We start from the raw sequence: 22,321 nt of genomic DNA, 5'->3' as shown, positions 1-22,321 counted from the left end.
CCTCCTCCGCGGGGGGGGCGGGCCCCCGGGGCCCCCCCCCCCCCCCTGTCTGGCGCCCGGCCTGTGGGTCCCCCCCCCCCCCCCCGGCCCCCCCCCACGGCAGCGTTGGGACCTCCTGCCCACCATCGGCGCGGTGACCTGCCGTTTCAGGAGTCAGGTCAGACTTTCAGCGGCCGAACCGTGACTGCAACTGCTCAGGGAGACGTTCGCCGTGGATCCAGATGTTGGCCGCGGCCTCTTCGATCCGATGTAGGTCGCCGGATGTCAGCTCGACGTCGAGTGCGCCCAGGTTCTCTTCTAGGCGGTGCAGCTTGGTGGTGCCGGGGATCGGCACGAACCACGGCTTCTGCGCCAGCACCCAGGCGAGAGCGATCTGGGCCGGCGTGGCTCCTTTTTCGTCGGCAATCTGCTGCAGTAGGTCGACCAGCACCTGGTTGGCTTGCCGTGCTTCAATACTGAAGCGCGGAAGCAGGCGGCGGAGGTCGTTGTCGGCAAGCGACGTGCTGGAATCTATCTTGCCGGTCAAAAATCCTTTGCCGAGCGGGCTGTAGGGCACCAGAGCTATGCCCAGTTCCTCCAAGGTCGGAATGATTTCGGTTTCGTGCTCGCGCATCCAGAGCGAGTACTCGCTTTGCAGTGCCGTTACCGGCTGCACGGCGTGGGCGCGACGAATCGTCGCGGCGCCGGCCTCGGACAAGCCGAAGTGCCTTACCTTGCCTTCGGCGATCAGCTCCTTGACCGTGCCGGCTACGTCTTCAATGGGCACGTTGGGGTCGACGCGGTGTTGGTAGAGCAGGTCGATGCTTTCGGTTTGAAGACGCTTGAGCGAGGCCTCGGTCACTTTGCGGATCTGCTCGGGTCTGCTGTCGACCCCGGACATCGGGGTCGGCCCGTGCTCGCCGTGCTTGATTCCAAACTTGGTGGCGATCACCACCTGGTCGCGGACCGGTGCCAGCGCCTGACCAATCAGGTCCTCATTGGTAAACGGGCCGTAGACTTCGGCAGTGTCGAAGAAAGTCACGCCACGGTCAACGGCCGCCCGCAGCAGCTTCGTCATCTCGGCTGTGTCTTGTGGCTGACCGTAGAAGAAACTCATGCCCATGCAGCCGAGCCCGAGAGCCGAGACTTCTAGGTCTTGCCCTAGTTTGCGTTGTTGCATTAGAGATGCTCCTGGGATATTGATCGTCTGGCTCCCGCTTATTTCGTGTTTAGCCGGGAGCCGGTATAGAGGTTAGGCAGCCTTCCGAGACGTCGGCGAGACCCTAGTGATACAGGCATGCCCTCAACGCTATGGCCTTGGAGTGCACTCCAAGCAAGCGGAACTGGTGAAAGGGAGTTTCCTCCCGTTGTTTCATCCCAAATTAGCTTGTCACTTAACGATCGGTGTTGGCTCTCCGTGGTTTCGTGCCGACTTTGTGATGGGCGGGGCGGCTGTATGCCTCGCCGGTCGCGAGGACGCGGCCCACGTCGTGACGGGCGGCCGGACGGCGGTTCTTCGAACCAAGTGGCCTTCCTGGCCCGGGCGTTGAGGGTTTCGGTGCGCTGGCTGGAGATCCGGTCTTCGTGCGCAGGTTTCTGAACCCCCGTCGGACGCGAGCGGGGGTAAGCCTGCGCGGTTCGGTCGGTCTCTCCCAGGGCCTGCGGAGGTCGGTGGCCAGTGGCCGAGCGAGCCGGAGCTGGGCGTAGGCGGCGATCACCAGCCATGTCCACCGGCCGGCCGCATCCGAACTGCGAAGCCGGGGCTTGGTCCAGCCGAGGGTCTGCTTGAACAGGCGAAACATGTGCTCGATGTCGAAGCGGCAGAGGAAGGACTGCCAGCAGCGGTCGACGTCCGCCACGCTGGCCCCGGTGCCCGACCACCACAGCCAGACCGGCTTGTTTCACCCCGCCGGACGGCAGCTTCTCCACGGCCAGGCGGATGACGGTGCCCTCGATGAGGGGCAGTGGTCCGTCGTGTTCGATCCAGGCCGCCCGCCGGGTGAGCCTTGGGTGCAGGCGGTCCCATGCCCGCGCGGTCGCCTTGCCGTAGAGACGGGTTTCGGTGACCGTCACAGCTTGCTCGATGCCCCAGGTGGGGGGGGTTGTCGAAGACGAACTCGCCACCGTGCTTGGGCGGCCGACCGCCCAGTGGGTTGGCCAGGGCGAACGCTTTGCGGGAGGGATCCGGACGCCGCAGCACCCGATCTGAGCGGAGTCGGCCGAGGATCTCGACGGGCAGGCCGGCCAGCAGGTGAGCGATGCGGGGCGCGTCGTATCCGGCGTCGAGCACGACCAGGACGTGCGGGTCGCCCGGCTTCCACTGGCCAGACTCGACGAGTTGCTCGACGACCTCGCGGAGCTGGACGGTGGTCACCGCGGCGACATCGGCGCCGGGCTCCAGGCGGACCGCGTCCAGCACCGCCGTCCACGACGTGCGGCCCGTCTCCAACGCGGCCACGATCGAATACGGCCAGCCAGGCACCATCTGGTGTTTGCCCTCACCCCGGCCGAATGTGTGGCAAAAGGCCCGGTCAGGGCAGGTGCTGGCGTCCGGCCGCAGCCACGGCGAGACATCTGCGGCGAGCACGATCCGACCGTCCGCAGCCCTCGGCAACGGCATCGACACCAGAGCGCGACGCAGCCGGGCGACGTCGATCTGCCCCTGATTGAGGCCGCCATAGAGGGCGCCGTGCCCGCGGCGGTGTTCCGGAGCGAGCGCCACGTCGACCAGCGTCCGCACCGGCCCGTCCGTGCACAACAGGGCGTCGCATAACTCGAACAGCGCGTCGCCCCTCGCGGTCAGACACGCGTACAACTCCGTCCGGAAGCGTGACACTTCCGCGAACGCGTCCCGCAGGACGCCCAGTTGCTCCAGACTCACGACCACGGCCTTCGTACTGTTCCGCTGCCTCTGCGGCGGAGCAAAGAATCAGACGGAGGCCGCCCTCATGTCCGCTGAACTGCGAAAACGCCGACCAAGTTCGAGCCGCGTTCGACGCTGGACCTTAAACGACAAGCTCAGCTTGGCGTTTAACCTCGGCGCTCGATGAGACGGGCGAGTGATTCTGTGGGCCAACAGAGCCACTGCAGGAGTGGGTCGGTGACCACGAAGTAGTGAGCGCTGACCCAACCTCGCTTCTTGTCCAGGATCTGCGGGGCCTCATCGCGGTAGACGTAACGGAGATAGTGGCGGCGAATCGGTGCTCCTGCTATCAGCAGTACTGGCGAGGCGACAAGGACGGCCAGCGGGATCAGGGCTTTCACGGCCGTGAGCTTGGCTCTCTCCTCATAGCGCATGCGCTCAGTGTGCTGGTCCTCTGTGTCGCTCGTCAGCCTGTTCTGCGGGGTTTGGTACCGACCTTGTGGTGGGTGGGACGGCTGTATGCCTCGCCGGTGGCGAGGACGCGTCCCACGTCATGACGAATAGCCGGATAGCGGTTCTTCGAGCCGAGCGGTCGGCCGGGGCCGGGACGAGCGGGTTTCGGTGCACCGGTCGGCGAGCCGGTCTTTGTAGAGGTTCCTGAACCCTCTGCGGACGCGGGCCGGTGTGAGCCTGTCCGGCGGAGCCGGTCTCTCCCAGGGGCGTCGGAGATCGGTGGCCAGCGGACGGGCGAGCCGGAGCTGGGCATAGGAGACGATCACCAGCCAGGTCCACCGGTCGGCCGCTTCCGAGCTGCGAAGCCGGGGCTTGGTCCAGCCGAGGGTCTGCTTGAACAGGCGAAACATGTGCTCGATGTCGAAGCGGCAGAGGAAGGACTGCCAGCAGCGGTCGACGTCTGCCTCAGCGGCGCCGGTGCCCTACCACCACAGCCATACCGGCTTGTTGACCCCGCCGCTGGGGAGCTTCTCGACGACCAGGCGGATGACGGTGCCTTCGATGATGGGCAGCGGTCCGTCGTGGTCGAGCCATGCGGCCCGTTGGGTCAGCCGCGGGTGCATCCGGTCCCACGCTTGTGCGGTCGCCTTCCCGTAGAGCCGGGTGTTCGTGACCGTCCCGGCCTGCTCGGTGCCCAGGTTGTGGGGTCGCCGAAGACGAACTCGCTGCCGTGCTTGGGCGGCCGACCGCCCTTGGGGTTGGCCAGGAAGAACTCATCGCGGGAGGGTGTCGGCCTTCGCATCACCCGGTCTGAACGGAGCCGGCCGAGGATCTCGACGGGCAGGTCATCCAGCAGGTGGGCGATGCGTGGAGCGTCGTATCCGGCGTCCAGCGCGACCAGGACCGCCGGGTCACCCGGCCGCCACTGACCGGCAGCCACCAGCCGCTCGACAGCCTCGCGCATCTGCACGGTGGTCACCGCGGCGACGTCGGCGCCGGGCTCCAGGCGGACCGCGTCCAGCACCGCCGTCCAGGACGTGCGGCCGGTCTCCAGCGCGGCCACCACCGAGTACGGCCAGCCGGGCACCATCTGGTGCTTGCCCTCGCCCCGGCCGAACGTGTGGCAAAAGGACCGGTCAGCACACGTGTTGGCGTCCGGCCGCAGCCACGGCGACACATCCACCGCCAGCACGAGCCGACCGTCCGCCGCCCTCGGCAACGGCACCCGGGCCAGGGTCCGGCGTAGCCGGGCGACGTCGATCCGGCCCTGGTTGAGTCCGCCATACAGAGCCCCGTGGCCACGGCGGTGTTCGGGCGCGAGCGCGAGATCGACCAGTGTCCGCACCGGGCCGTCCGTGCACAGCAACGCGTCGCATAACTCGAACAACGCGTCGCCCCGCGCGGTCAGACACGCGTACAGCTCCGACCGGAAGTGTGACACTTCCGCGAACGCATCCCGCAGGACGCCCTGATACACCAAACTCACGACCACGGCCTTCGCGCTGATCCACTCTGTGACGAAGCACAGGACCAGACGAAGGCCGCCTACGTGTCCGCTGAACTGCGAAAAAGCCGACCAAGTTCGAGCCGCGTTCGACGCCGGACCATAAATGACAAGCTCAGCTTGCCGTTTAACGACGCCGCTGGGGCAGGCAACGGTGCTGGGGCAGCTATCGACGCAGGACTATCCCCAACAGCGCCTTGCCCACCATCCGTCGTCGGGCGAGGCGAAGGGGTCGGGCCAAGTTTTCGCGATGTAGAGGTCGTCGAGCGGTTTCACCAGACGCCGCAGCTCACGCGCCGCCTGTGGCGGAAGAGCGTGCATTGCCGCTTCCAGAACTCCCCGCTCGTCTGTTGTGTAGAAGGGGTTGCACAAAGGGCAACCGCAACCGCCGGAGAGAGCACGACTCGGGCGGTGTGCTGTTCGTGACCACTGCTGCAAGGCCTGAGCTATCGCCCCAGGCCAGAGCCGATCGTGTTCGAGGCGGGAAACCGCTCCGGCAAGCTTGCCGGAGCCACGCGGCAACCCAGGCGTTGGTGTTTCATGCGCCTGCCGCCTCGGGTGACGTCCGGCGACGCGAACTTGGGACGGCCGATTACGCGGCATCGTCCTTTCTGAGCTTGTTGTTCACGGGGCCAGCATGCCAGATCCGGGGACGGCTTCGCGCTCCGGATTAGGCGTCGGACGGGTCGTCTCGCCAGTGCGCCGGGGCTTGGTTCCTTGCTTGTGGTGCGCGGGACGGGCGTAGGACTCGCCGGTGACGAGGACTCGTCCGACGTCGTAGCGCGTGGCGGGGTTGAGGTTCCCCCGCTGCGCGAGCCGAACATGCCGGGGTCGACACCCAAGAGCACGGACGCGACCAGCACCACGAGCCCGACCAGTCCCCCGCCGATGGTCTTCCCCCCGCCCGGGATCCCGGACAGCGCACCTCCCCGCCCGTCCGCGACCTCGGACGTGTCGATGTGGACGTTCACGCATTTTCCCGGGGCTGAGTTCACGTGTAAGGGCACCGGGAACAGGAGCAGAACGTGCCGGAGCAGAAGGGCGATGGCACCTGGCTCTCGCGCTATTGCAGCCAACGCGACCGACCCGGCTGTCAGTGTCAGCGACCAGGCTGAAGGGAGGCATCAAGATGACGAGCAGCTGCTACGCCGCCGGGTCCATGGCGCCGGCTGCAGCCCCGGGGCCGCAGCCCGGTCGGAGCTGCGCCGCACATCACGGACCACACTCAGACGGCCCAGAAGCTGGGAGGCATCGCCGTGAAGCTGGACATCAGCGTGCCCAATGAGGCCGACGCTGCCCGACAGGGGCAAGGGGTCGGTGCTGGAGTGGCGGGACGATTCGTTCGACCGGACGTACGTCAACCATGTCGCAGAAGCCCTGGAGAAGGGCGTCGAGCTGTTCCGGAAAAAGCGGCCAACGCAGAACAAGCATGAGCTGCAGGCCTACGCACCGGAGACCCCGCCCAAGCTCCAGCAGCACCTCAAGCACGCCGAGCAACTGCGCAGGCGAGGCATGGCAAGTGACAAATTATACCAGTTGAGGCAGTCCGGGACAGGGACTTCGGGGGGCGGGTTCTAACCGTCCCGGCCGACGAGCGGAGCCTGACCGTCCCCGTGGACGAGTAGCGCCGCCTGCACCCGGTTCTCCAGGCCGAGGCGGGTGAGGATGCGGTTGACGCGGCTCTTCACGGTGGCCTCGCTCAGGCCCAGGGCGGCGGCGATCCGTGCGTTGGACAGGCCGCGCCCGACCAGTACCAGGACCTCCAGTTCACGGGCGGTCAGCAGGCGCGACAGCTCGGTCCGGTCCGGTCGGGCGGCCGGGGGAGGCCCGGGCAGCAGTCCGGCGGGCAGGGCGGTAACGGTGTCGATCAGTCGGCGGGTGATGTCCGGGGCGAGCACGGCCTCCCCGGCCGCGACCGCGCGTACGGCCTCGGCCAGCCGGTCGGGCGGGCTGTTCTTCAGCAGGAACCCGGCGGCGCCCGCCCGCAGCGCGGCGTGCACGTACTCGTCCAGGTCGAACGTGGTGAGTACCAGGACCCGCGGCGCCGGTCCGGGCCCGGGCCAGCAGCCGGTGATGCGCCGGGTGGCCTCGACACCGGTCGTGCCGGGCATGCGGATGTCCATCAGCACGACGTCGGGCCGCAGTTCGGCCGCCCTGGCGACCGCCTGCTCCCCGTCGCCCGCCTCGCCGACGACCATCAGCCCCTCGCGGCGGTCGATGACCAGCCGCAGCGCGGTCCGTACCATCTCCTGGTCGTCGGCCACGAGCACCCGTATCGTCATACGGCCACCTCTGCGGCTCGCGGCGCCCGCGCCCTCAGGACGGCGTACAGCCGCCAGCCGCCGCCCTCGCACACCCCGGCCGTCAGCTCGCCGTCGAACGCCGCCACACGTTCACGCATGCCCACCAGCCCGCGCCCGCTGCCGGGGACGGGCTGGTGGCCCGGGGCAGCCGGGCCGTTCACCACCTCGACGGTGAGCCGGGAGGCGTCGCCGCGCACGGTGACGCGTACGCCCACGGGACCGGCGTGCTTGACGACGTTCGTCAGCGCCTCCTGGACGATCCGGTAGGCCGACACCCTCATCCCAGGGGACGGCCCGCTCTCCGCCCCCGGCTCCACCCGGCTCGTCACCCGGCAGCCCGCCGCGGTGGCCGTGTCCAGGAGCGGGCCGAGGTGGTCCAGGGACGGTTCGGGGGCGAGCCGCTGGTCACTGAAGGACAGCAGCCCGAGCAGTCGCCGCATCTCGACGAGCGCGGTGTCGGCGCTCCGCGCGATGAGTCCGACGCCCTCCACCACCTCCTTGTCGGGGAGCGGCCCGGTGGCCAGGACGTCCTCGGCGGCCCGCGCCTGCACGGCGATGGCGCTCACATGGTGGGCCACCACGTCGTGCAGGTCACGGGCGATACGGGCGCGTTCGGCGACCACCGCCTGGCGGGCGTTGCGCTCCTGCTCGGCGGCCAGCCGCCGGTTGAGATCGCGCAGCCGGTCGGCGTCGGCCCCGATCCTGCGTCTGCCGTACCCCAACGTCCAGGCCAGACCGAGGAAGAAGACGAACGTCGCGGCGCTGATCGGCTCCAGCGAACCGAGGCTCGGCGGCTGCCGCCAGTGCCCGGTGAGGGCGTCGGCGGTGAGCGCCGAGACGAGGCACAGCACCGCCCCCGGCAGGCTCACGCGGGCACGAACATGTCCGGCCAGGGCATACACACCGAGCATGAGCAGGAACGGGCCCGGCACCTTCCCGACGATCGGGGAGGTCGCCTGGAAGGCCGCGTACAGGACCGTCATCGCCGCCAGCGCGAGGCGCGGGTGCGTCCGCCGCCACAGCAGGGGCACGGTCTGCGCCCCCCACAGGGCGACGCCCCAGGCGGCGGGTTCCGGGGCGCGGTGTACCACGGTGGCCACGTCGAACAACGTCAGCCCACTGCCGAGCGCGGCGTCCGCCGCCCGCGGTCGGCCGGTGATCCAGCGCCGCGCGGCTCGTGGCGCGGCCTTCAAGTCGGTGACCATCTTGGTCAGTCAGGCTAGACGACCCGGGAGCGCGGCGGATCATCCTCCGGTCGGGCACCGAAAGTTCCGTGCCTGCCAACGGAGTTCGCCACACCGGCCGAGGCGCGACGCCCCCCCTCTCCCTAGCGTCGTCCCTGTGAAGAATCATCCGATACTGAAGAATCACCTGATACGGCGGTACGGCCTGCTGGTCCTCGGCGCGGGGGCGATGCTGTTCGCGGTGGGCGGCCGGTGGGACATCGCGGCGGCGGCCTGGCTCTACCCCGTGCTCCTGTTGCGGTTCGCACGACTTGGCCGCGCCTGGTCAGGACCGCTGTGGCTCTGGGCGGCGCATGCCGCCGCGGCCGTCTTCTGGGTACAGGAGTCGAAGATCGGCTTCAACTCCGTGGTCGTCGCGGGCGCCACCGCGCTCGCCGCCCTGCAGACGCTGCCGTACCTGGCCGACCGGCTCCTGGCGGGCCGCCTGCACCCCGCGCTCGCCACCCTGGCCTTCCCCGCCGGGGTGGCGGCCACCGAGTACCTGATCACCGTAGTCTCCCCGTTCGGCACGGCCTACGGCTCCCTGGCCGTCACCCAGCACGGCGACCTGCCGCTCCTCCAGCTCGTCTCGGTGACGGGCCCGTGGGGGATCGGGTTCCTGATCGGTTACGTCGCCGCCGCCCTCAACGGAATCTGGGAACGCTGGGAACGCCCTTCGTGGCGCGCCGGCCTGCTGTACGCAGCTCTCCTGCCGGCCCTCGTCCTCGCCGCCGGCGGCGCTCGGCTGGCGCTCACCCCGCCCACGAGCCTGACCGTACGCATCGCGGGCGTGAGCCCCACCCCGGCCGTGACGCAGCACCTCAAGACGGTACTGAGCCGGTACGCCGACACCCCGGCCGGCGTCGCCACCGCCCCCGCCGCACAGGTGCAGCCCGCGATGACGGCCGTCGAGGACGACCTGCTGACCGCCACCCGGCGCGAGGCCGCAGCCGGGGCGCAGATCGTCGTCTGGCCCGAGGAGGCCGTCCGCACCCAGGAGTCGCACGAGGCCGCCACCGTGGCCGCCGCACAGGCCGAGGCCCGCCGCTCGGGCGTCTACCTGGAAATCGGCGTCCGCGTCCACACCGCCACCGCACCCGCGTACGGCCGCAACGAGGCGATCCTCATCGACCCGCGCGGCAAGGTGCTGTGGACCTACCAGAAGGCCCACCCCATCCCGGGCTCCGAGAAGTACACGCCGGGCGACGGCCGCGTCCCGGTCGTGAAGACCCCGTACGGCCGGCTGGCGAACGTCATCTGCTACGACGCGGACTTCCCCGCCATGATGCGGGTCCGCGCCGACATCATGCTCGTCCCCTCCCACGACTGGCGCGAGTTCGGCGCCCCGCACACCGCCAAGGCGGCCCTGCGCGCCGTCGAGTCCGGCTACGCCCTGGTCCGCCAAGACGCGGAGGGCGTCTCCGCCGCCTACGACAACCAGGGCCACGTCCTCGCCACGGCGGACTACTTCACCTCCGGCGGCCGCCAGACCATAGTCGCCTACATCCCGACCCATGGCACCACCACGCTCTACGACCGCATCGGCGACACCTTCGCCTGGCTGTGCCTGACGCTCTTGGCTGCCTTGACAGCACTGGCCGCCCGGCGCCCGCTGAAGTACCGGCGGCGGCCCGGACCGCGCGGGTCTGTCAAACGAGCGGGTCTGTTCCGTAGTCGGTTGTGACGGAGGGTGTAGTCAGCCCAGGAGAATGCGGTGGCGGAGGCTCCCGCAGAAGCAGACAGCCGGATTCCCGCGGGCCCGAAGCCGGGGCCAAGCCGTGATCAACGCCTCGTGAGCCAGGTGCACCGTGTCGCCGTCCAGCGTGCCAGCCGTGCCCGCGCCGGCAGTTCCAGTACTGGGGCGGTGTCTGCGGCCTCGTTGGTGGCACTGACCACCCGCAGTTCGGCGCGGTCCGCGGGGCGACTGGTGTCCTGGGATCCCTCACCGGCCGTGATCAGCCGCAACAGGATACGCCGGGCGGCCTCGGCCTGCCCCGGGGCAAGCCGGGCGTAAAGCTCCTCGGCGGTCCGGGTCAGGGCGCCGTGAACACCGCCTGCCGCCTGGTAGGCGACCAGAGTCAGGGTGCGGCCCCTGCGGCGGCACCACGTCCCCAGCAGAGCATGGGACATCAACGGCAGCCCGCCGGGCTTTTCGGTGACGTCCCTCATGATTTGTGCGGTCAGGTCCCGCTCGACGAACAGACCATGTAGGCCAAGGGCGGCAGGACCGGGGCGAGTTCCGCTCTTCGGTCCGCCCGTTGACCGAGACAGCGGCACCTGGCCCTCGGAGCGGTGGCCGCGAACACCGCCTCGTCATCGATGTTGGCCACCCCGCCGCCCTGAGGCCGTACTCGCGCCGCTGGCGGATCAGCCATCGCAAACTCTCGCCGCGCCGAACTCCTACGCCAGGCGATCGTTAGACCCGCGGCATCCGCCGGTCAGTTGGTCGTTGGGCGGGTCATGGGGAATAGGGCGCGGCTACGAGTTGGCGCCGCCTTGTTTCGGGGCATCGAAGTAGACGGTTCCTGATCTGGTCGCGGGCAGGTATCTGGGGACGGCTGCACCAGAAGGTCCTCGAGTTGCTCGCCGGCCAGGGCCTGGTCGCCCTCTCCCGCGCAGTAGTCGACTCCGCTCATGTCCGCGCCAAAAAAAGGGGCGAACTTGCAGGTCCGTCGCCCGTGGACCGAGGCAAGCCAGGTTCGAAGATGCACGTCCTGTCCGACGCGAACGGACTGCCCCTACGCGTCGGCCTCTCCGCGGCCAACACCCATGACAGCCTCGGGCTGAAGCCCATGGTCGCCCATTTCCACATAGGGCACGAATCCCATAGCGACGAATCCAAGCCCGAGCGGCTCCACGCCGACAAAGCCTACGACCTCCCCGACCCGCGGCAATGGCTGCACCACCAGCACATCGGCGTCCGCATCGCCCGCAAGGGAATCGACTCGAGCGAACGACTTGGCCGCCGCCGGTGGGTCATCGAGCGCACGATCTCCTGGCTGACCGGCTACCGCCGCCTGTCACCCCGCTACGAGCGCCACCCCCGCAACTACCTGGCCTTCCTCGGCCTCGCCGCGAGCCTCTGCTGCTACAAACGCTTCCTCAAACTGACCATCTAGGACGTGGTACGCCACCGCCAGTGTCGACCCACGTCACCCTCCACACCAACGTCGCCGAGTGCGTCGCCGATCCAAGAAGTCAGGGCGGACCCTGCGCTCGTCGGCGACTCCGGTCACGATGGTTTGGCGGGGCGTCGCGGCATTGTCCGGTGTCGGCGCCGGTACCGGACAACGCGGGGCGTTGATTGGTATCGAGGCGGCACTGTCGGTCAACCCACGAGCCTGCTCGACTGGTTGAGGCCTCCCGGGACCTGCCCGACTGCGAGTGCGGTCGGGCGCCCCCGGGCCGGCGCGGCCCGGAGTGCCGTGGCCGAGGGGCCTTCACCGAATGAAAGGGAACGCACGTGCGCATCAACAGTTCCACGGACACCACTCGCACAGCAGGTGCCCGGCGGACCGGGCGCTCCGCGAGGCTGCTCGCCCTGCCCGCCGCCGCCTTCACCGCCGTTTTGGCCTGCGCGGTCGCGCCGTCGGCCCAGGCGTCCGAGCCGACGGCTCGGCTCGCGGGGTGCGGCTGGAACAACCCCGGCACCGAGCACCCCTTCTACGAGCACTGCGACACCCGCACCAACGTGTGGATCCAGGTCATCCGCCAGTGGCCCAGCAGCGATTACCACCGCTGTGTGGGCCCCGGCAAGACGGTGCTGGACTCGAACGCCACCGGCGCCTGGTACGACAGCGGCTACCGCGGCGGCCTGTGCTCGCACCCCGGTGACACCGGGCCGTGAGCCGAGGCCACTTCGTTCGAACCGGCTCGTAGATAGTCCGTGGCGGGTTTTCCGCTGCGCGCCTGCAGCTGCTCAGCGCGTTCGGGTCCCCGTCGGGCAGGGCGGCTGGTAGGCGAGACCGGGCAGGAAGCGGTGCCAGTCGGCGGCTGTGAGGTCGGCCGGGTCGGTGGTCCGGCACACTCGGCGGGCCACACGGTCCGGGTCGGTGTCCCACAGCAGCGCCGTCCAGTCCTCGCTTCCTGTGGCCAGGGTGCGCCCGTCCGGGCTCACGGCGAGGGCGTCGACAGACTTGGTGTGTCCGCGCAGGTCGGCCCACTCGACGGGTCGTTGCCGGACACGCACGTCCCACTGCCGCACGGCGTCGTCGGAGGCCGTGTAGAACGAGCGGCCGTCGGGGGCGAAGGCGATCGCCTTGACCGCGCCCGGGTAGTCGCCGCGGGTGGCCAGCAGCCGGGGGCGGGCACTGGGTCGAGAGGTGTCCCACAGGCACAACTGGCGGTCGTCCCCTCCGGAGGCGAGGGTACGGCCGTCGGGGCTGAAGGCGAGCGTCTTCACCGCGTCGCGGTGGCAGAGCAATGAGGACAGCGGGTGGGGCTGGGCCGGGCGGCTGACGTCCCACAGGCGTACCGTCCGGTCCCGGCCGCCGGTGGCGAGGGTGCGGCCGTCCGGGCTGAAGGCGACCGCTTCCAGTTCGTCCCGGTGAGCGGTCCGCACCGCGATCTGCCGGGGGTGTTCGGGGGTGCGGGTGTCCCAGATCCGCACGGTGCGGTCACCGCCTCCGGTGGCCAGGAAGCGCCCGTCCGGCGCGAAGGCCACGCTGTTGACCGCGTCCGAGCCAGCGACGACGCGCGCCAGCTGATGCGGGGGACGCGAACCGCCCGCGTCCCATAGCCGCAGTGTCCGGTCCAGGCTGCCGGAGGCCAGCACTCGGCGGTGGGGCGCGAAAGCGACCGTGTTCACCGCGGCGTCATGACCGCTGAGGACGGCCTCGGGGCGTTCGTGCCGGCCGGCGACGCTCCAGAGGCGGACGGTGTGGTCGAAACTGCCGGTGGCCAGGGTGCGGCCGTCAGGGCTGAACGTGACGGCGTACACGGAACTGGAGTGCCCGGTCAGTGCCGGCCCCGGCAGGTCCCACAGGCGGGTGGTGCGATCGTTGGCGCCCGTGGCCAACGTGTGACCGTCCCGGCTGAAGGCGATCGAGGTGACGTAGCCGGTGTGACCGGTCAACGGGCGCTGCACGGCGCCGCCCTGGCCGGCGGGGACGCCGAGGGTCCAGAGCCTGACCGTGGGGTCGACGCCGGCACCGGCCAGGGTGCGGCCGTCGGGGCTGAATGCCAGGGCCAGGATCCGGTCCGTGGGACCGGAGAGTTCCGCCGTGGTCCATGGCCGGGAGCCGGACAGGTCCCGCACCCGCACCGTTCGGTCGGCTTCCGCCGTGGCCAGGCGGTCGCCGTGCGGGGAGAAGGCAAGGCTGTCGGCGGCTGGCAAGTGCCGCACCGGGCGGTCGGGATGCATCCAGGCCGGGTCAAGGTGCCACACGGCGGTGCCACCCTGGCCGGTGGCGGCCACGGAGCGGCCGTCGGCACCGACGGCCAGGGCCTGGAGATAGCCGCGGCGCTGGTCGCCGAGGGTGGCACGGGGCGGGGTGCGGCCCGTGCCCGTGGCCGGGAACAGAGAGACGGCACCCCCGGGGCCGGCCACGGCGACGTGGCGGCCGTCGGGGCTGAAAGCCACCACAGCGGGCCCGTCGAAACGCGACGGACTGCGCGGTGTCAGCACGGCACGCCGGGTGAGGTGTCCTCCCGACCGAACCTGCCAGAGCGTCGCTTCGCCCCGGGCGTCCGCCGAGGCCAGCAGCGCACCGTCCGGGCTGAACGCGACCGACCGGAGGGCCGTTCGACCTTGCACGACGGTCGCCGTGCGCGGGTGCGGGCCGGAGGTGTTCACGATCCGCAGCGCGCCGCCCGCGTCGCCCGTCGCCAGCATGCCCGCTTGCGAGGGTCGGGGGGCGAACGCGACTGCCTCGACCCGTACGTCTCCCTTCACCTGCCGCGCGTAGGGGGTGACGTACATGCTCAGGAGGGCTCCGCGCGCGGCAGCGGTGGGCCGCGTCCGGTACCCGGCGAGCGCCAGCTGGAGTGCCTGGGCCGGTTCCGTGCGGCGCAACGCCCCGGCCTGCTGCGCCATCTGCTGGGACCGGGCTTGGTCGCGCTGGTGCGTGGCCTCCTGCCGGGAGACGACGGCGATTCCGGCGGCGACCAGGGCTCCGGCCAGCAAGGCGGTCACGAGCGCGAGCAGGGCGCGCAGGCGCCGCCGCTCGCGTAGGGCCGCGGCCCGCTCCCGGCTTCGGGCGCGCAGGCTCGCCGCGAGGAAGTCCCGCTCGTCGCCGCTGAGGGCATGGATGTCCCGTGCCACCGCCCAAGCGTGCGCCCGATCCAGCCGGACGCCGCGGTACAGGGCGCCGGCGTCTCGGCCGACGGTGGCCCACTGCCGTGCGGCCTGGGTCAGCTCCCGGTGCACGCGTAGTCCCTCGCGGTCCTCGGCCAGCCAGTCGCGCAGCCGGGGCCAGCGGCGGATCAGTGTCTCGTGCGCGATCTGCACGGTGTCGTGGTCCAAGACCAGCAATCGAGCCCGGGCGAAGTGTTCGAGGACGGGCGTCGGGTCGCCCCCACACAGTTCCAGCTCGGCGCGCTCGACCCGGCGCTTGACGTCCTCGGCACCCTCGCCGGTGGCGGTGAGGCGCAGCAACATGTCGCGGGCGATGTGCTGCTGTGCCGGGTTGAGCGCGCTGTACGCCTGCTCGGCGGTGCGGGCGAGGGCCTCGTCGATACCGCCGGTGGCCTCGAAGGCGGCCAGCGTCAAGGCGTTGCCCCGGCGCCGCCGCCATGTCTCGCGCAGCGCGTGGGAAAGCTGAGGAAGCACCGCCGGCTGCCCCTGGGTCCGGGCGACCAGCTCGGCCAGGAGTGCCGACTCCACCATCAGGTTGGCCCGGGCGGCGGGCCCGCAAATGACTTGCCGCAGTTCCTCCGTGGTCAGGGAACCCACCAGAACCTGGTCCTCGCGCATCACCTCGGCCAGTCCGGGGTGGTCGGTGCAGTGGGCGTAGAAGTCGGCGCGCAAGCTCACCACGATCCGGCACCGGCTGTTGGGAAGATGTGCCGCCGCCAGCAAAGCCGTGATGAACCGTGCAGTCTCCCCCGGCTCTTCGCACAGGCTGTACACCTCCTCGAACTGGTCGACGACCAGGAGGAGTTCCGCCGAGTCGGGCGAGCCTGCCAGCAGCAGCCGGGCGGCGCGGCCCACCGGATCGCTTCCGGCGTGGGCGTCGGCCGGGGGGTCCTCCCCCAAAGCGTGAAGTGCTTGGAGGCAGGCGCTCAGCGGACGGGGTCCTGGTGTCAGCGTCACCACGGGCCCGTCGGGGCGCTCAGCCCGCCAGGCCGGAACGAGCCCGGCGTGCAGCAAGGACGACTTACCCGCACCGGACGCGCCCACCACGGCGGTGAACCGGCGCCGGCCCACCTGCTCCGACAGCTGCTCGATCTGCCGTCGGCGACCGAAGAACCACGGCGCGTCCTCGGCGCGAAAGGCGACCAGCCCGGCGTACGGCGCCTGCTCTTTGTCCCCCGGCTCCGCTTGGTCTGCGGGATACTCGCCGGACAGTTCGGCCGCCGTGGCACGCCAGCGCTCCTCCCACGGACCGAGTTCGGCGCCGCAGCCGCGGACGAAGGCCAGCAGCACCGGCAGGCTGGGCAGGTAACGGCCGGCCGCGGCGGCCGACAGCGTCGAGGAGGAGAAGCCTGTCAGTCGCGCCAATTCCCGGTACGTCGGCCGGCCCGCCTCGTTCCGTAACTCCCGTAGCGCCCCGGCCAGAGCCCCCAGCGGACCGCTGTCGTCGTCCAGCGGTCGTTCCTTGCGTGGCATCCCGATGCTCCCCTCAGCCTCCGGCCGTGTCACCGCCAGCATCGCAGCGTCGCACATGCCGGTACCTGGTGCACGCGGGCGCGGACGTGACCGGCTGGCCGTGCCAGCGGCGGCACGTGGCGCGTCAGGCACTGTTCGCCGACCCCGGAGTGCAGGCTCCGCTGGCCCTGTGCCCGTCGACCACCGAGGCCCTCATCGGCGCCGTCACCGGCTCCCCCGCTACGCCCCGAACGGTGCTGCTGGGCCGCCACGAGACCGCGGACAACCTGCAATACGTCGGGGTGAACGTGCTGGTGCGCGCGGGCACCGGGTCGGTTCTCACGGAGGCCGGCGCCCGGCTGCTGCCGGACGCCCGGGAGGCCCTGGAGCTGGAGGAGCGGATGCGTCGAGTGGCCCGCGGCGACCGGCCGCGGCTGCGGATCGGGGCGCAGGAGTCCCTGGCGCACGTGTGGATGCCGGATGTCCTGGCCGCGCTGAAGTACGGTGCGGCCGACGCCGATGGCGGCATGGACACGGAGCTGGTCGTCGCCAACCGGAAGGCCCTGGAACAGGCCTTTGGTGGCGGCGAGTTGGACCTGGTCTTCCAGTACGACAACGGCAGCCGGGCTCGCGGCGGTGCCGGACCACCAGAGCCACACGGGCTTGTTCACCCGGCCGCTGGGCAGCTTCGCGACCGTCAACCGGATCACGGTGCCCTCGATGACCGGCGGGGGCCCTTCGTGGTCGGCCGCCCGGCGGGTCAGCCGCGGATGCAGCCGGTCCCATGCCTGCGCGGTCGCGGTGCCGTATCGGTCGGTGTCGGTCACGGTGACCACCGCCACCTCTCCCCAGGTCTCGGGTCGGCCGAAGACGAACTCGCCACCGTGCTTGGGCGGGCGCCCGCCCTGCGGCGGGCAGATCCACGGTACCGGGTCAGGTTTGCACATCAGCCGGTCCGAGCGGAGCCGACCCAGGACCTCCACGGGCAGGTCGGCCAGAAGGTGGGCGATGCGCGGTGCGTCGTAGCCAGCGTCAACCACGACCAGGACATCCGGGTCGCCAGCCCGCCACTGGCCAGCCGCAACGAGGCGTTCGATGACTTCACGGACCTGGCTGGCGGTGACAGCGGCCAGGTCCGCGCCTGGTTCCATCCGGATCGCGTCCAGCAGCGCGGTCCACGAGGTCTGGCCCGTTTCCAGCGCGGCAACGATCGAGTACGGCCAGCCGGGCACCATCTGGTGCTTGCCCAGGCCGCGGCCGAAAGTGTGGCAGAACGAGCGGTCCGAGCACGTGTCGGCATCCGGCCGCAGCCATGGCGAGACGTCCACTGCCAACACCAGACGGCCGTCGTTCGCCCGGGGTACGGCACACCCGCCAGCGCGCGACGGAGGCGGGCGACGTCGATCCGGCCTTGGTTGACGCCGGAGTACAAGGCACCGTGCCCGCGCCGGTGTTCCGGCGCGAGCGCCAGATTCACCAGGGTCCGGACCGGGCCGTCCGTACACAACAGCGCGTCGCACAACTCGAACTGCGCGTCGCGATGTCAGGCACGCGTACAGCTCCGACCGGAACTCCGTCACCGTCGTGAACGCGTCTCGTTGAACCCCGTGCCCGACCAGTTCCACGATCCCGGCCTCCGTGCCGCAGCCACCCTGCCCACAGGATCAGGCCCACGCCCGTGGCACGACCGGTGAACTGGGGAAACCCAAACAAGTTCGAGCCCCGTTCGACATCGCAGGGTAAACGGCAAGGTCAGACCGTGCGGGTGGCGCTGGAAGGCGTCCTCGACCTGCGCAAGGAAGGCGTCCAGTCGCTGCGCGACGTCGGCACCCGGCACCTCGGCCGGGGGCAGGGCTGCCAGCAGCGCGATCCTGGCGCGCTCCAGCACCGCGACGTAGATCCCGTCCCATCAGGGCCGGCAGGACGGCCGGACGCTGAGCAGCTCGGTCCGCAGCACGGGCATGCCGTCGACAGGCGCCGGGTCCTGCGAAGTTGGCTCGATACCGCCAGCAGCGATCTTGTCGAGCGTCTTCAGGCCGGCGGCATCGACAGTGCCGAACACCGTGTAGTTCGGTCGTAGTGCGGAGTCGCCGTAGACGACGAAGAACTGCGAACCGTTTGTGTTCGGCCCGGCGTTGGCCATCGCCAGCAAACCGCGCCCGTAGAGGCGGCGGACGCCGGTCGGATCACTCGGTGCCGGCGGCAGGTCCACCGGCAGCTCGTCCTTGTACTCGTACCCCGGCCCACCCTCGCCAGTGCCGGTCGGGTCGCCACACTGCAGGACACTCAGCGTCGGATACGCCGTCAGCCGATGGCACACCGTACGGTCGTAGAACCGGTGCCGCGCCAGGTGCACGAAGCTCTGGACCGTGCACGGCGCCTTCGCCCGGTCCAGACGCAGCGGGAGCGGGCCCTGGCTGGTCGGGACAGCCATATCGACCGTGCCGTGACTGGGGGTGTGTCGCGGGTCGGGCGGCAGGGGAACCCGCCGCGCCGCCGGCTCGTTCGGTGTCTGGGTGTACTGGCAAGGACCGTGCGTGGTGCGCGGCGGGGCATCATGAGCGGAGGCGGTCGTGCTGCCGCCGGACACGACCAACGCTGCTGCCGCCAATACGGTCATGAGAGCTCGGTTCATCCTGCACACCCTCCAAAAGATCGCCAGAATTCGGAGCGGTCGCAGCCTAAAACGCGGCCCGGCGGGAGAGAACCCGCCCGCAAGCCACATCCAGGTTGCGTCCAGGGAAGTGGTGTACGGGTTCGACCTGATCCGGGGGTTTGCTCCGGCATCGGGATGGAGTCCGCATAGACAAACGGCCACCGGCTGATCTTCGAAGTGTCGGAGCCTCGAAGGAGATCAGCACCCAGGACCGCATCCGACAGTGTGTCCTGCACGCGCTCGCCGAGAACAACCTCGCTGCGGCGAGTCCCGATCTGCTGCGCGCGATGGTCAAAACGTTCGCCGACGCGCTCATGTCCGCGGAGGCCGACGCCCTCTGCAACGCCGAATACGGGCAGGTCAGTGACGAACGCGTCAACCACCGCAACGGCTACCGGCAGGCCCTCATCTCGGTGGTCGCCACCGCCTACCTGCTCGGTGTCTCCACCCGCCGGGTCGAGAAACTCGCCGAGTCCCTCGGCGTCACCCAGCTCTCGAAGTCCCAGGTCAGCGCGATGGTCAAGCATCTCGACGAGCAGGTCACCGCCTTCCGTAACCGGCCGCTCGACGCCGGCCCCTACACCTTCGTCCGGGTCGACGCGCTGACTCAGAAGGTCCGGGAAGGCGGCCGGCTCATCAACGTCCATGCCCTGGTCGCGGTGGGCGTCAATGCCGACGGGCACCGGGAGATCCTGGGGCTGGACGTTGCGACCGCCGAGGACAGCGCAAGCTGGCTCGCCTTCCTGCGCTCGCTCATCGCCCGGGGCCTGTCCGGCGTCCAGCTCGTCGTCTCCGACGCCCACGCTGGCCTCGTCGACGCGATCGGCGCCACGCTGCCCGGCGCGTCCTCGCAGCGCTGCCGCACCCACTACGCGAGGAATCTCCTGAGCCAGGTCCCGAAGTCGGCCCAGCCCTGGGTGGCGACCCTGCTGCGGACCGTGTTCGAACAGCCCGACACCGACGCGGTGACGGCCCAGATGGCCCACGTTCTGGACGCTCTGGAAGCCAAGTTCCCGAAGGCAGCAGGCCACTTGGACGCAGCCCAGCACGACCTGCTCGCATTCACGGGCTTCCCGCGTGAACTCTGGCGGCAGATCTGGTCGAACAACCCGCAGGAACGGCTGAACAAGGGGATCCGCCGCCGCACCGACGTGGTCGGCATCTTCCCCGACCGCACCGCCGTCGTCCGCCTGGTCGGCGCGGTCCTCGCCGAGCAGAACGACGAATGGACCGAAGCCCGCCGCTACATGAGCCTCGACGTCCTCGCCAAGGCCCGCCTCCCGGTGTGGAGACGATCGACCTGTTCTACCAGCACCGCGTCGACCCGGAGGTGCCGATCGAGGACGTCGCCGGCGCGGTGGGCGAACTGGTGCAGGAGGGCAAGGTGCGCTGCTTCGGGCTCTCGGAGGCCAGTGCGCAGAACATCCGCCGGGCACATGCTGTCCGCCCGGTGACCGCGGTGCAGAGTGAGTACTCCCTGTGGACCAGGGGCCCCGAGCCGCAAATCCTGCCGACGTGCGTGGCACTCGGCATCGTCACGGAAGGCGACGTCCGCACGACCACCCCCCGGTTCACCGCGGAGAACCGCGCGGCGAACCAGGCTCTCGTCGACCACATCGCAGCGCTCGCCCAGGCCAAGGACGCCACCCCCGGACAAGTCGCTCTCGCCTGGCTCCTCGCCCGCCACCCGTCGATCGTGCCGATTCCCGGAACGCGGCGTATCGCCCGCGTGGACGAGAACATCGGCGCCGCCCAACTGCCGCTCTCCGCCGACGAACTGGCGGACCTCAACGAACTCGCCGGTGAAGTCGGGGTGCAGGGGGACCGTTACAACGAGCACCACATGTCGCTGCTTGACAAGTAGCAGGCATGGGAGTGTGCGCGCCGGCGCCGTTCCCGGGATGTCCAGCTCACCGTCGACCTCGACAACGGTCCAGCCGTTGACGACGTCGCAAGCGATGGCGATCTCCTCGGTGCGAACAATGCCCCAGCGCATGGATGCATCGGCGCCACCATCGCACCGACGCCGCGTAGTAATCGTGGCGGACTGTCCTGTTCGGCACAGAGCGAAGTCGCTCTCGCAGTGCGAAATGCCGTCCTCGCCGGGCACGCATGCAGCTTCCGGCGGAGTCCGGTTGACGCGTTGAACCCGCCTGAGCTGCGGAACGGCAGTGCGGTGCCTCAGCAGCCTCGTCCGCTGGTCGCTCGCCTCGGGTTCGGGCGTTCTGAATCAGGCTGATGTCTTCGGCTGAGGCTTACCGCTCTCGCCGCGCAGTTGCTCGTTGATGCGCTGCGCCTCTTCGAGCTGGTCTTCGAGGATGACGATGCGGCAGGCGGCCTCTATGGCGGTGCCCTGGTCGACGAGTTCGCGGGCTCGGGCGGCGATGCGCAGCTGGTACCGGGAGTAGCGGCGATGGCCGCCGTCGGATCGCAGCGGGGTAATCAGACGGTGTTCACCGAGGGCACGGAGGAAGGCAGGGGTGGTGCCGAGCATCTCGGCGGCCCGGCCCATGGTGTAGGCGGGGTAGTCATCATCGTCGAGAGGGCCGACGGGACGGGAACCGGCAGGCGTCATAGACCTCTTCTTTCGGGGACGCGTCGGGGGGCCCGGGTGCCAGTACGGCACCCGGGCCCCGAGCTTTCAACACCATCTACCGGCGCGCTGCGCCGGCCTCCTTTTTCCGCAGGTGCCGCCTGGCAGGGCGGGATTGCGGGGATCGCGAATGCGTGACCGGGGACCACCTTCCAATCCGGGGCCTTGCGGTACCCGAGCGGACTGCTTCCTCGCCCGGGCGATCCTGATGGCGTTCTGCTCCTTACCTTTCGATTGCGCGGATATCGCGGGTGCTGCTCACAGCCCCGCTGGGGCCGTGTCCTTCTGGTCTACCTGCACAGCAGTTCGTGCCTGCTGTGCCCACTTCGACTTCTGGGTACGGAGACCACGTTAACCCTGCGACGGCCGAATGTCTACTGTCTCCATGACAGTTTTTCTCCATGGAAGGCGCATGTGCTTCTACCGCAGGTACATCAGGCGAAGTAGCCGCGCCCGCACGATCCGCTCACCCGGGGGCACCGCGAACTCGCCTTCGGGGACCTCCACCCGGGCCGTCAACCTTCCGTTGTCGATCACGCGCGCCTGCTTCGAGGGCCTCAGCCTGGTGAGAGCCTGCGGCGAAACCGAACGGGACGGGGCACCTCAACTTCTCGATGCCGCAGCTACTCAAGGCGTCGCCTCGTACCGGACGGTGCTGGACCTCGACGACGCCATGGCCAGTGGCGTCGGGGTCCTCGGATTGGGTGCCCCCGGTCGGGGCGTCAGCAGGCGTTCCAGTAAGGGCGTCGGCCGCCGACGGCGTGCCCCACGGAGTCGAGCAAGGTTGCACCGAGATACGGGCAGCGGTCACAGCCCCACTGGTCGTTCCACCTCATCCAGCGACCAGCGCAGACACCGACGGCCGTACATCGGCCGCGACGGCCACCCTGCCGCGAGAAATCGAGCGACTCAGGAATGTTGGAGAAATGCCGTCACACGAACGCCAGGGCCCACGACGTGCTGATTGCTTCCTTCGGCTGTCGGCCGCCAGGCCTGGCGG

The 22,321-nt window shown here is 70.0% G+C and carries 11 protein-coding genes and 6 pseudogenes; 6 read left to right on the top strand and 11 right to left on the bottom strand.

Annotated elements, in window-relative coordinates; all coding sequences use genetic code 11:
- Positions 1 to 166: 166 nt before the first annotated feature.
- From ACH45E_RS39030 to ACH45E_RS39015, 4 genes and pseudogenes are all read right to left on the bottom strand, one after another.
- Positions 167 to 1,159: an aldo/keto reductase gene (locus ACH45E_RS39030; RefSeq protein WP_399042462.1), complete on the bottom strand. Its 993-nt coding sequence runs from the start codon at positions 1,157 to 1,159 to the stop codon at positions 167 to 169.
- A 214-nt stretch (positions 1,160 to 1,373) separates the two neighbouring features.
- Positions 1,374 to 2,860: pseudogene (locus tag ACH45E_RS39025) on the bottom strand (NF041680 family putative transposase).
- A gap of 149 nt (positions 2,861 to 3,009) precedes the next feature.
- A complete protein-coding gene (locus tag ACH45E_RS39020; protein WP_361456144.1) occupies positions 3,010 to 3,276 on the bottom strand; it encodes a hypothetical protein in 267 nt (88 codons plus the stop codon).
- Between the two features lie 32 nt (positions 3,277 to 3,308).
- Positions 3,309 to 4,781: pseudogene (locus tag ACH45E_RS39015) on the bottom strand (NF041680 family putative transposase).
- 1,299 nt (positions 4,782 to 6,080) lie between these two features.
- Between ACH45E_RS39015 and ACH45E_RS39010 the strand changes: the two are divergent.
- Positions 6,081 to 6,377 (top strand): DUF4142 domain-containing protein, encoded by a 297-nt coding sequence (locus ACH45E_RS39010; RefSeq protein WP_361456147.1) that lies wholly within the window; start codon positions 6,081 to 6,083, stop codon positions 6,375 to 6,377.
- On the opposite strand, the gene ACH45E_RS39005 is transcribed toward ACH45E_RS39010, so the two are convergent.
- Positions 6,374 to 7,081 (bottom strand): response regulator transcription factor, encoded by a 708-nt coding sequence (locus ACH45E_RS39005; RefSeq protein WP_361456150.1) that lies wholly within the window; start codon positions 7,079 to 7,081, stop codon positions 6,374 to 6,376. The two genes, ACH45E_RS39010 and ACH45E_RS39005, sit on opposite strands and share 4 nt — an antisense overlap.
- Positions 7,078 to 8,307, bottom strand: coding sequence for a histidine kinase (locus tag ACH45E_RS39000; protein WP_361456153.1), 1,230 nt, complete (start codon positions 8,305 to 8,307; stop codon positions 7,078 to 7,080). Before ACH45E_RS39000 ends, ACH45E_RS39005 begins: the two co-directional genes overlap by 4 nt.
- Before the next feature lie 136 nt (positions 8,308 to 8,443).
- Between ACH45E_RS39000 and ACH45E_RS38995 the strand changes: the two genes are divergently transcribed.
- Positions 8,444 to 10,009: a nitrilase-related carbon-nitrogen hydrolase gene (locus ACH45E_RS38995; protein ID WP_361456156.1), complete on the top strand. Its 1,566-nt coding sequence runs from the start codon at positions 8,444 to 8,446 to the stop codon at positions 10,007 to 10,009.
- A gap of 75 nt (positions 10,010 to 10,084) precedes the next feature.
- Here the strand turns inward: ACH45E_RS38995 and ACH45E_RS38990 are convergent.
- A pseudogene (locus tag ACH45E_RS38990) lies at positions 10,085 to 10,551 on the bottom strand (hypothetical protein); the annotation flags it as partial.
- Between the two features lie 262 nt (positions 10,552 to 10,813).
- On the opposite strand from ACH45E_RS38990, the pseudogene ACH45E_RS38985 reads away from it, so the two are divergent.
- Positions 10,814 to 11,444: pseudogene (locus ACH45E_RS38985) on the top strand (IS5 family transposase); the annotation flags it as partial.
- A gap of 344 nt (positions 11,445 to 11,788) precedes the next feature.
- Positions 11,789 to 12,172, top strand: coding sequence for a DUF6355 family natural product biosynthesis protein (locus tag ACH45E_RS38980; RefSeq protein WP_361456159.1), 384 nt, complete (start codon positions 11,789 to 11,791; stop codon positions 12,170 to 12,172).
- Between the two features lie 72 nt (positions 12,173 to 12,244).
- Here ACH45E_RS38980 and ACH45E_RS38975 read toward each other — a convergent pair whose 3' ends face one another.
- From ACH45E_RS38975 to ACH45E_RS38965, 3 genes and pseudogenes are all read right to left on the bottom strand, one after another.
- Entirely contained in the window at positions 12,245 to 16,093 is a 3,849-nt protein-coding gene (locus ACH45E_RS38975) for an XRE family transcriptional regulator (protein ID WP_361456162.1), read from the bottom strand.
- A 593-nt stretch (positions 16,094 to 16,686) separates the two neighbouring features.
- Positions 16,687 to 17,697 (bottom strand): annotated as a pseudogene (locus tag ACH45E_RS38970) (transposase); the annotation flags it as partial.
- Positions 17,698 to 17,981: 284 nt separating this feature from the next.
- Positions 17,982 to 18,707: a peptidylprolyl isomerase gene (locus tag ACH45E_RS38965; protein ID WP_361456165.1), complete on the bottom strand. Its 726-nt coding sequence runs from the start codon at positions 18,705 to 18,707 to the stop codon at positions 17,982 to 17,984.
- A gap of 236 nt (positions 18,708 to 18,943) precedes the next feature.
- On the opposite strand from ACH45E_RS38965, the pseudogene ACH45E_RS38960 reads away from it, so the two are divergent.
- Both ACH45E_RS38960 and ACH45E_RS38955 read left to right on the top strand, forming a co-directional pair.
- Positions 18,944 to 20,008 (top strand): annotated as a pseudogene (locus ACH45E_RS38960) (IS256 family transposase); the annotation flags it as partial.
- The gene (locus tag ACH45E_RS38955; RefSeq protein WP_361456167.1) at positions 19,954 to 20,592 is read left to right on the top strand and encodes an aldo/keto reductase; all 639 of its coding nucleotides are present in this window, start codon (positions 19,954 to 19,956) and stop codon (positions 20,590 to 20,592) included. The pseudogene ACH45E_RS38960 and the gene ACH45E_RS38955, both read left to right, overlap by 55 nt.
- A gap of 366 nt (positions 20,593 to 20,958) precedes the next feature.
- Here the strand turns inward: ACH45E_RS38955 and ACH45E_RS38950 are convergent, their stop codons facing one another.
- Entirely contained in the window at positions 20,959 to 21,303 is a 345-nt protein-coding gene (locus tag ACH45E_RS38950) for a MerR family transcriptional regulator (RefSeq protein ID WP_361456170.1), read from the bottom strand.
- Between the last annotated feature and the right edge of the window lie 1,018 nt (positions 21,304 to 22,321).

Source organism: Streptomyces sp. NPDC020299 (assembly GCF_044387825.1).
Taxonomy (GTDB): domain Bacteria; phylum Actinomycetota; class Actinomycetes; order Streptomycetales; family Streptomycetaceae; genus Streptomyces.
This window is presented reverse-complemented; position numbering and strand designations above follow the sequence as displayed.

Bases quoted from the DNA above. Each gene is read 5' to 3' on its own strand.
- ACH45E_RS39030 (WP_399042462.1), bottom strand. From the start codon at position 1,159: ATGCAACAACGCAAACTAGGGCAAGACCTAGAAGTCTCGGCTCTCGGG.
- ACH45E_RS39020 (WP_361456144.1), bottom strand. From the start codon at position 3,276: ATGCGCTATGAGGAGAGAGCCAAGCTCACGGCCGTGAAAGCCCTGATC.
- ACH45E_RS39010 (WP_361456147.1), top strand. From the start codon at position 6,081: ATGAGGCCGACGCTGCCCGACAGGGGCAAGGGGTCGGTGCTGGAGTGG.
- ACH45E_RS39005 (WP_361456150.1), bottom strand. From the start codon at position 7,081: ATGACGATACGGGTGCTCGTGGCCGACGACCAGGAGATGGTACGGACC.
- ACH45E_RS39000 (WP_361456153.1), bottom strand. From the start codon at position 8,307: ATGGTCACCGACTTGAAGGCCGCGCCACGAGCCGCGCGGCGCTGGATC.
- ACH45E_RS38975 (WP_361456162.1), bottom strand. From the start codon at position 16,093: ATGCCACGCAAGGAACGACCGCTGGACGACGACAGCGGTCCGCTGGGG.
- ACH45E_RS38965 (WP_361456165.1), bottom strand. From the start codon at position 18,707: ATGAACCGAGCTCTCATGACCGTATTGGCGGCAGCAGCGTTGGTCGTG.
- ACH45E_RS38955 (WP_361456167.1), top strand. From the start codon at position 19,954: ATGGACCGAAGCCCGCCGCTACATGAGCCTCGACGTCCTCGCCAAGGC.
- ACH45E_RS38950 (WP_361456170.1), bottom strand. From the start codon at position 21,303: ATGACGCCTGCCGGTTCCCGTCCCGTCGGCCCTCTCGACGATGATGAC.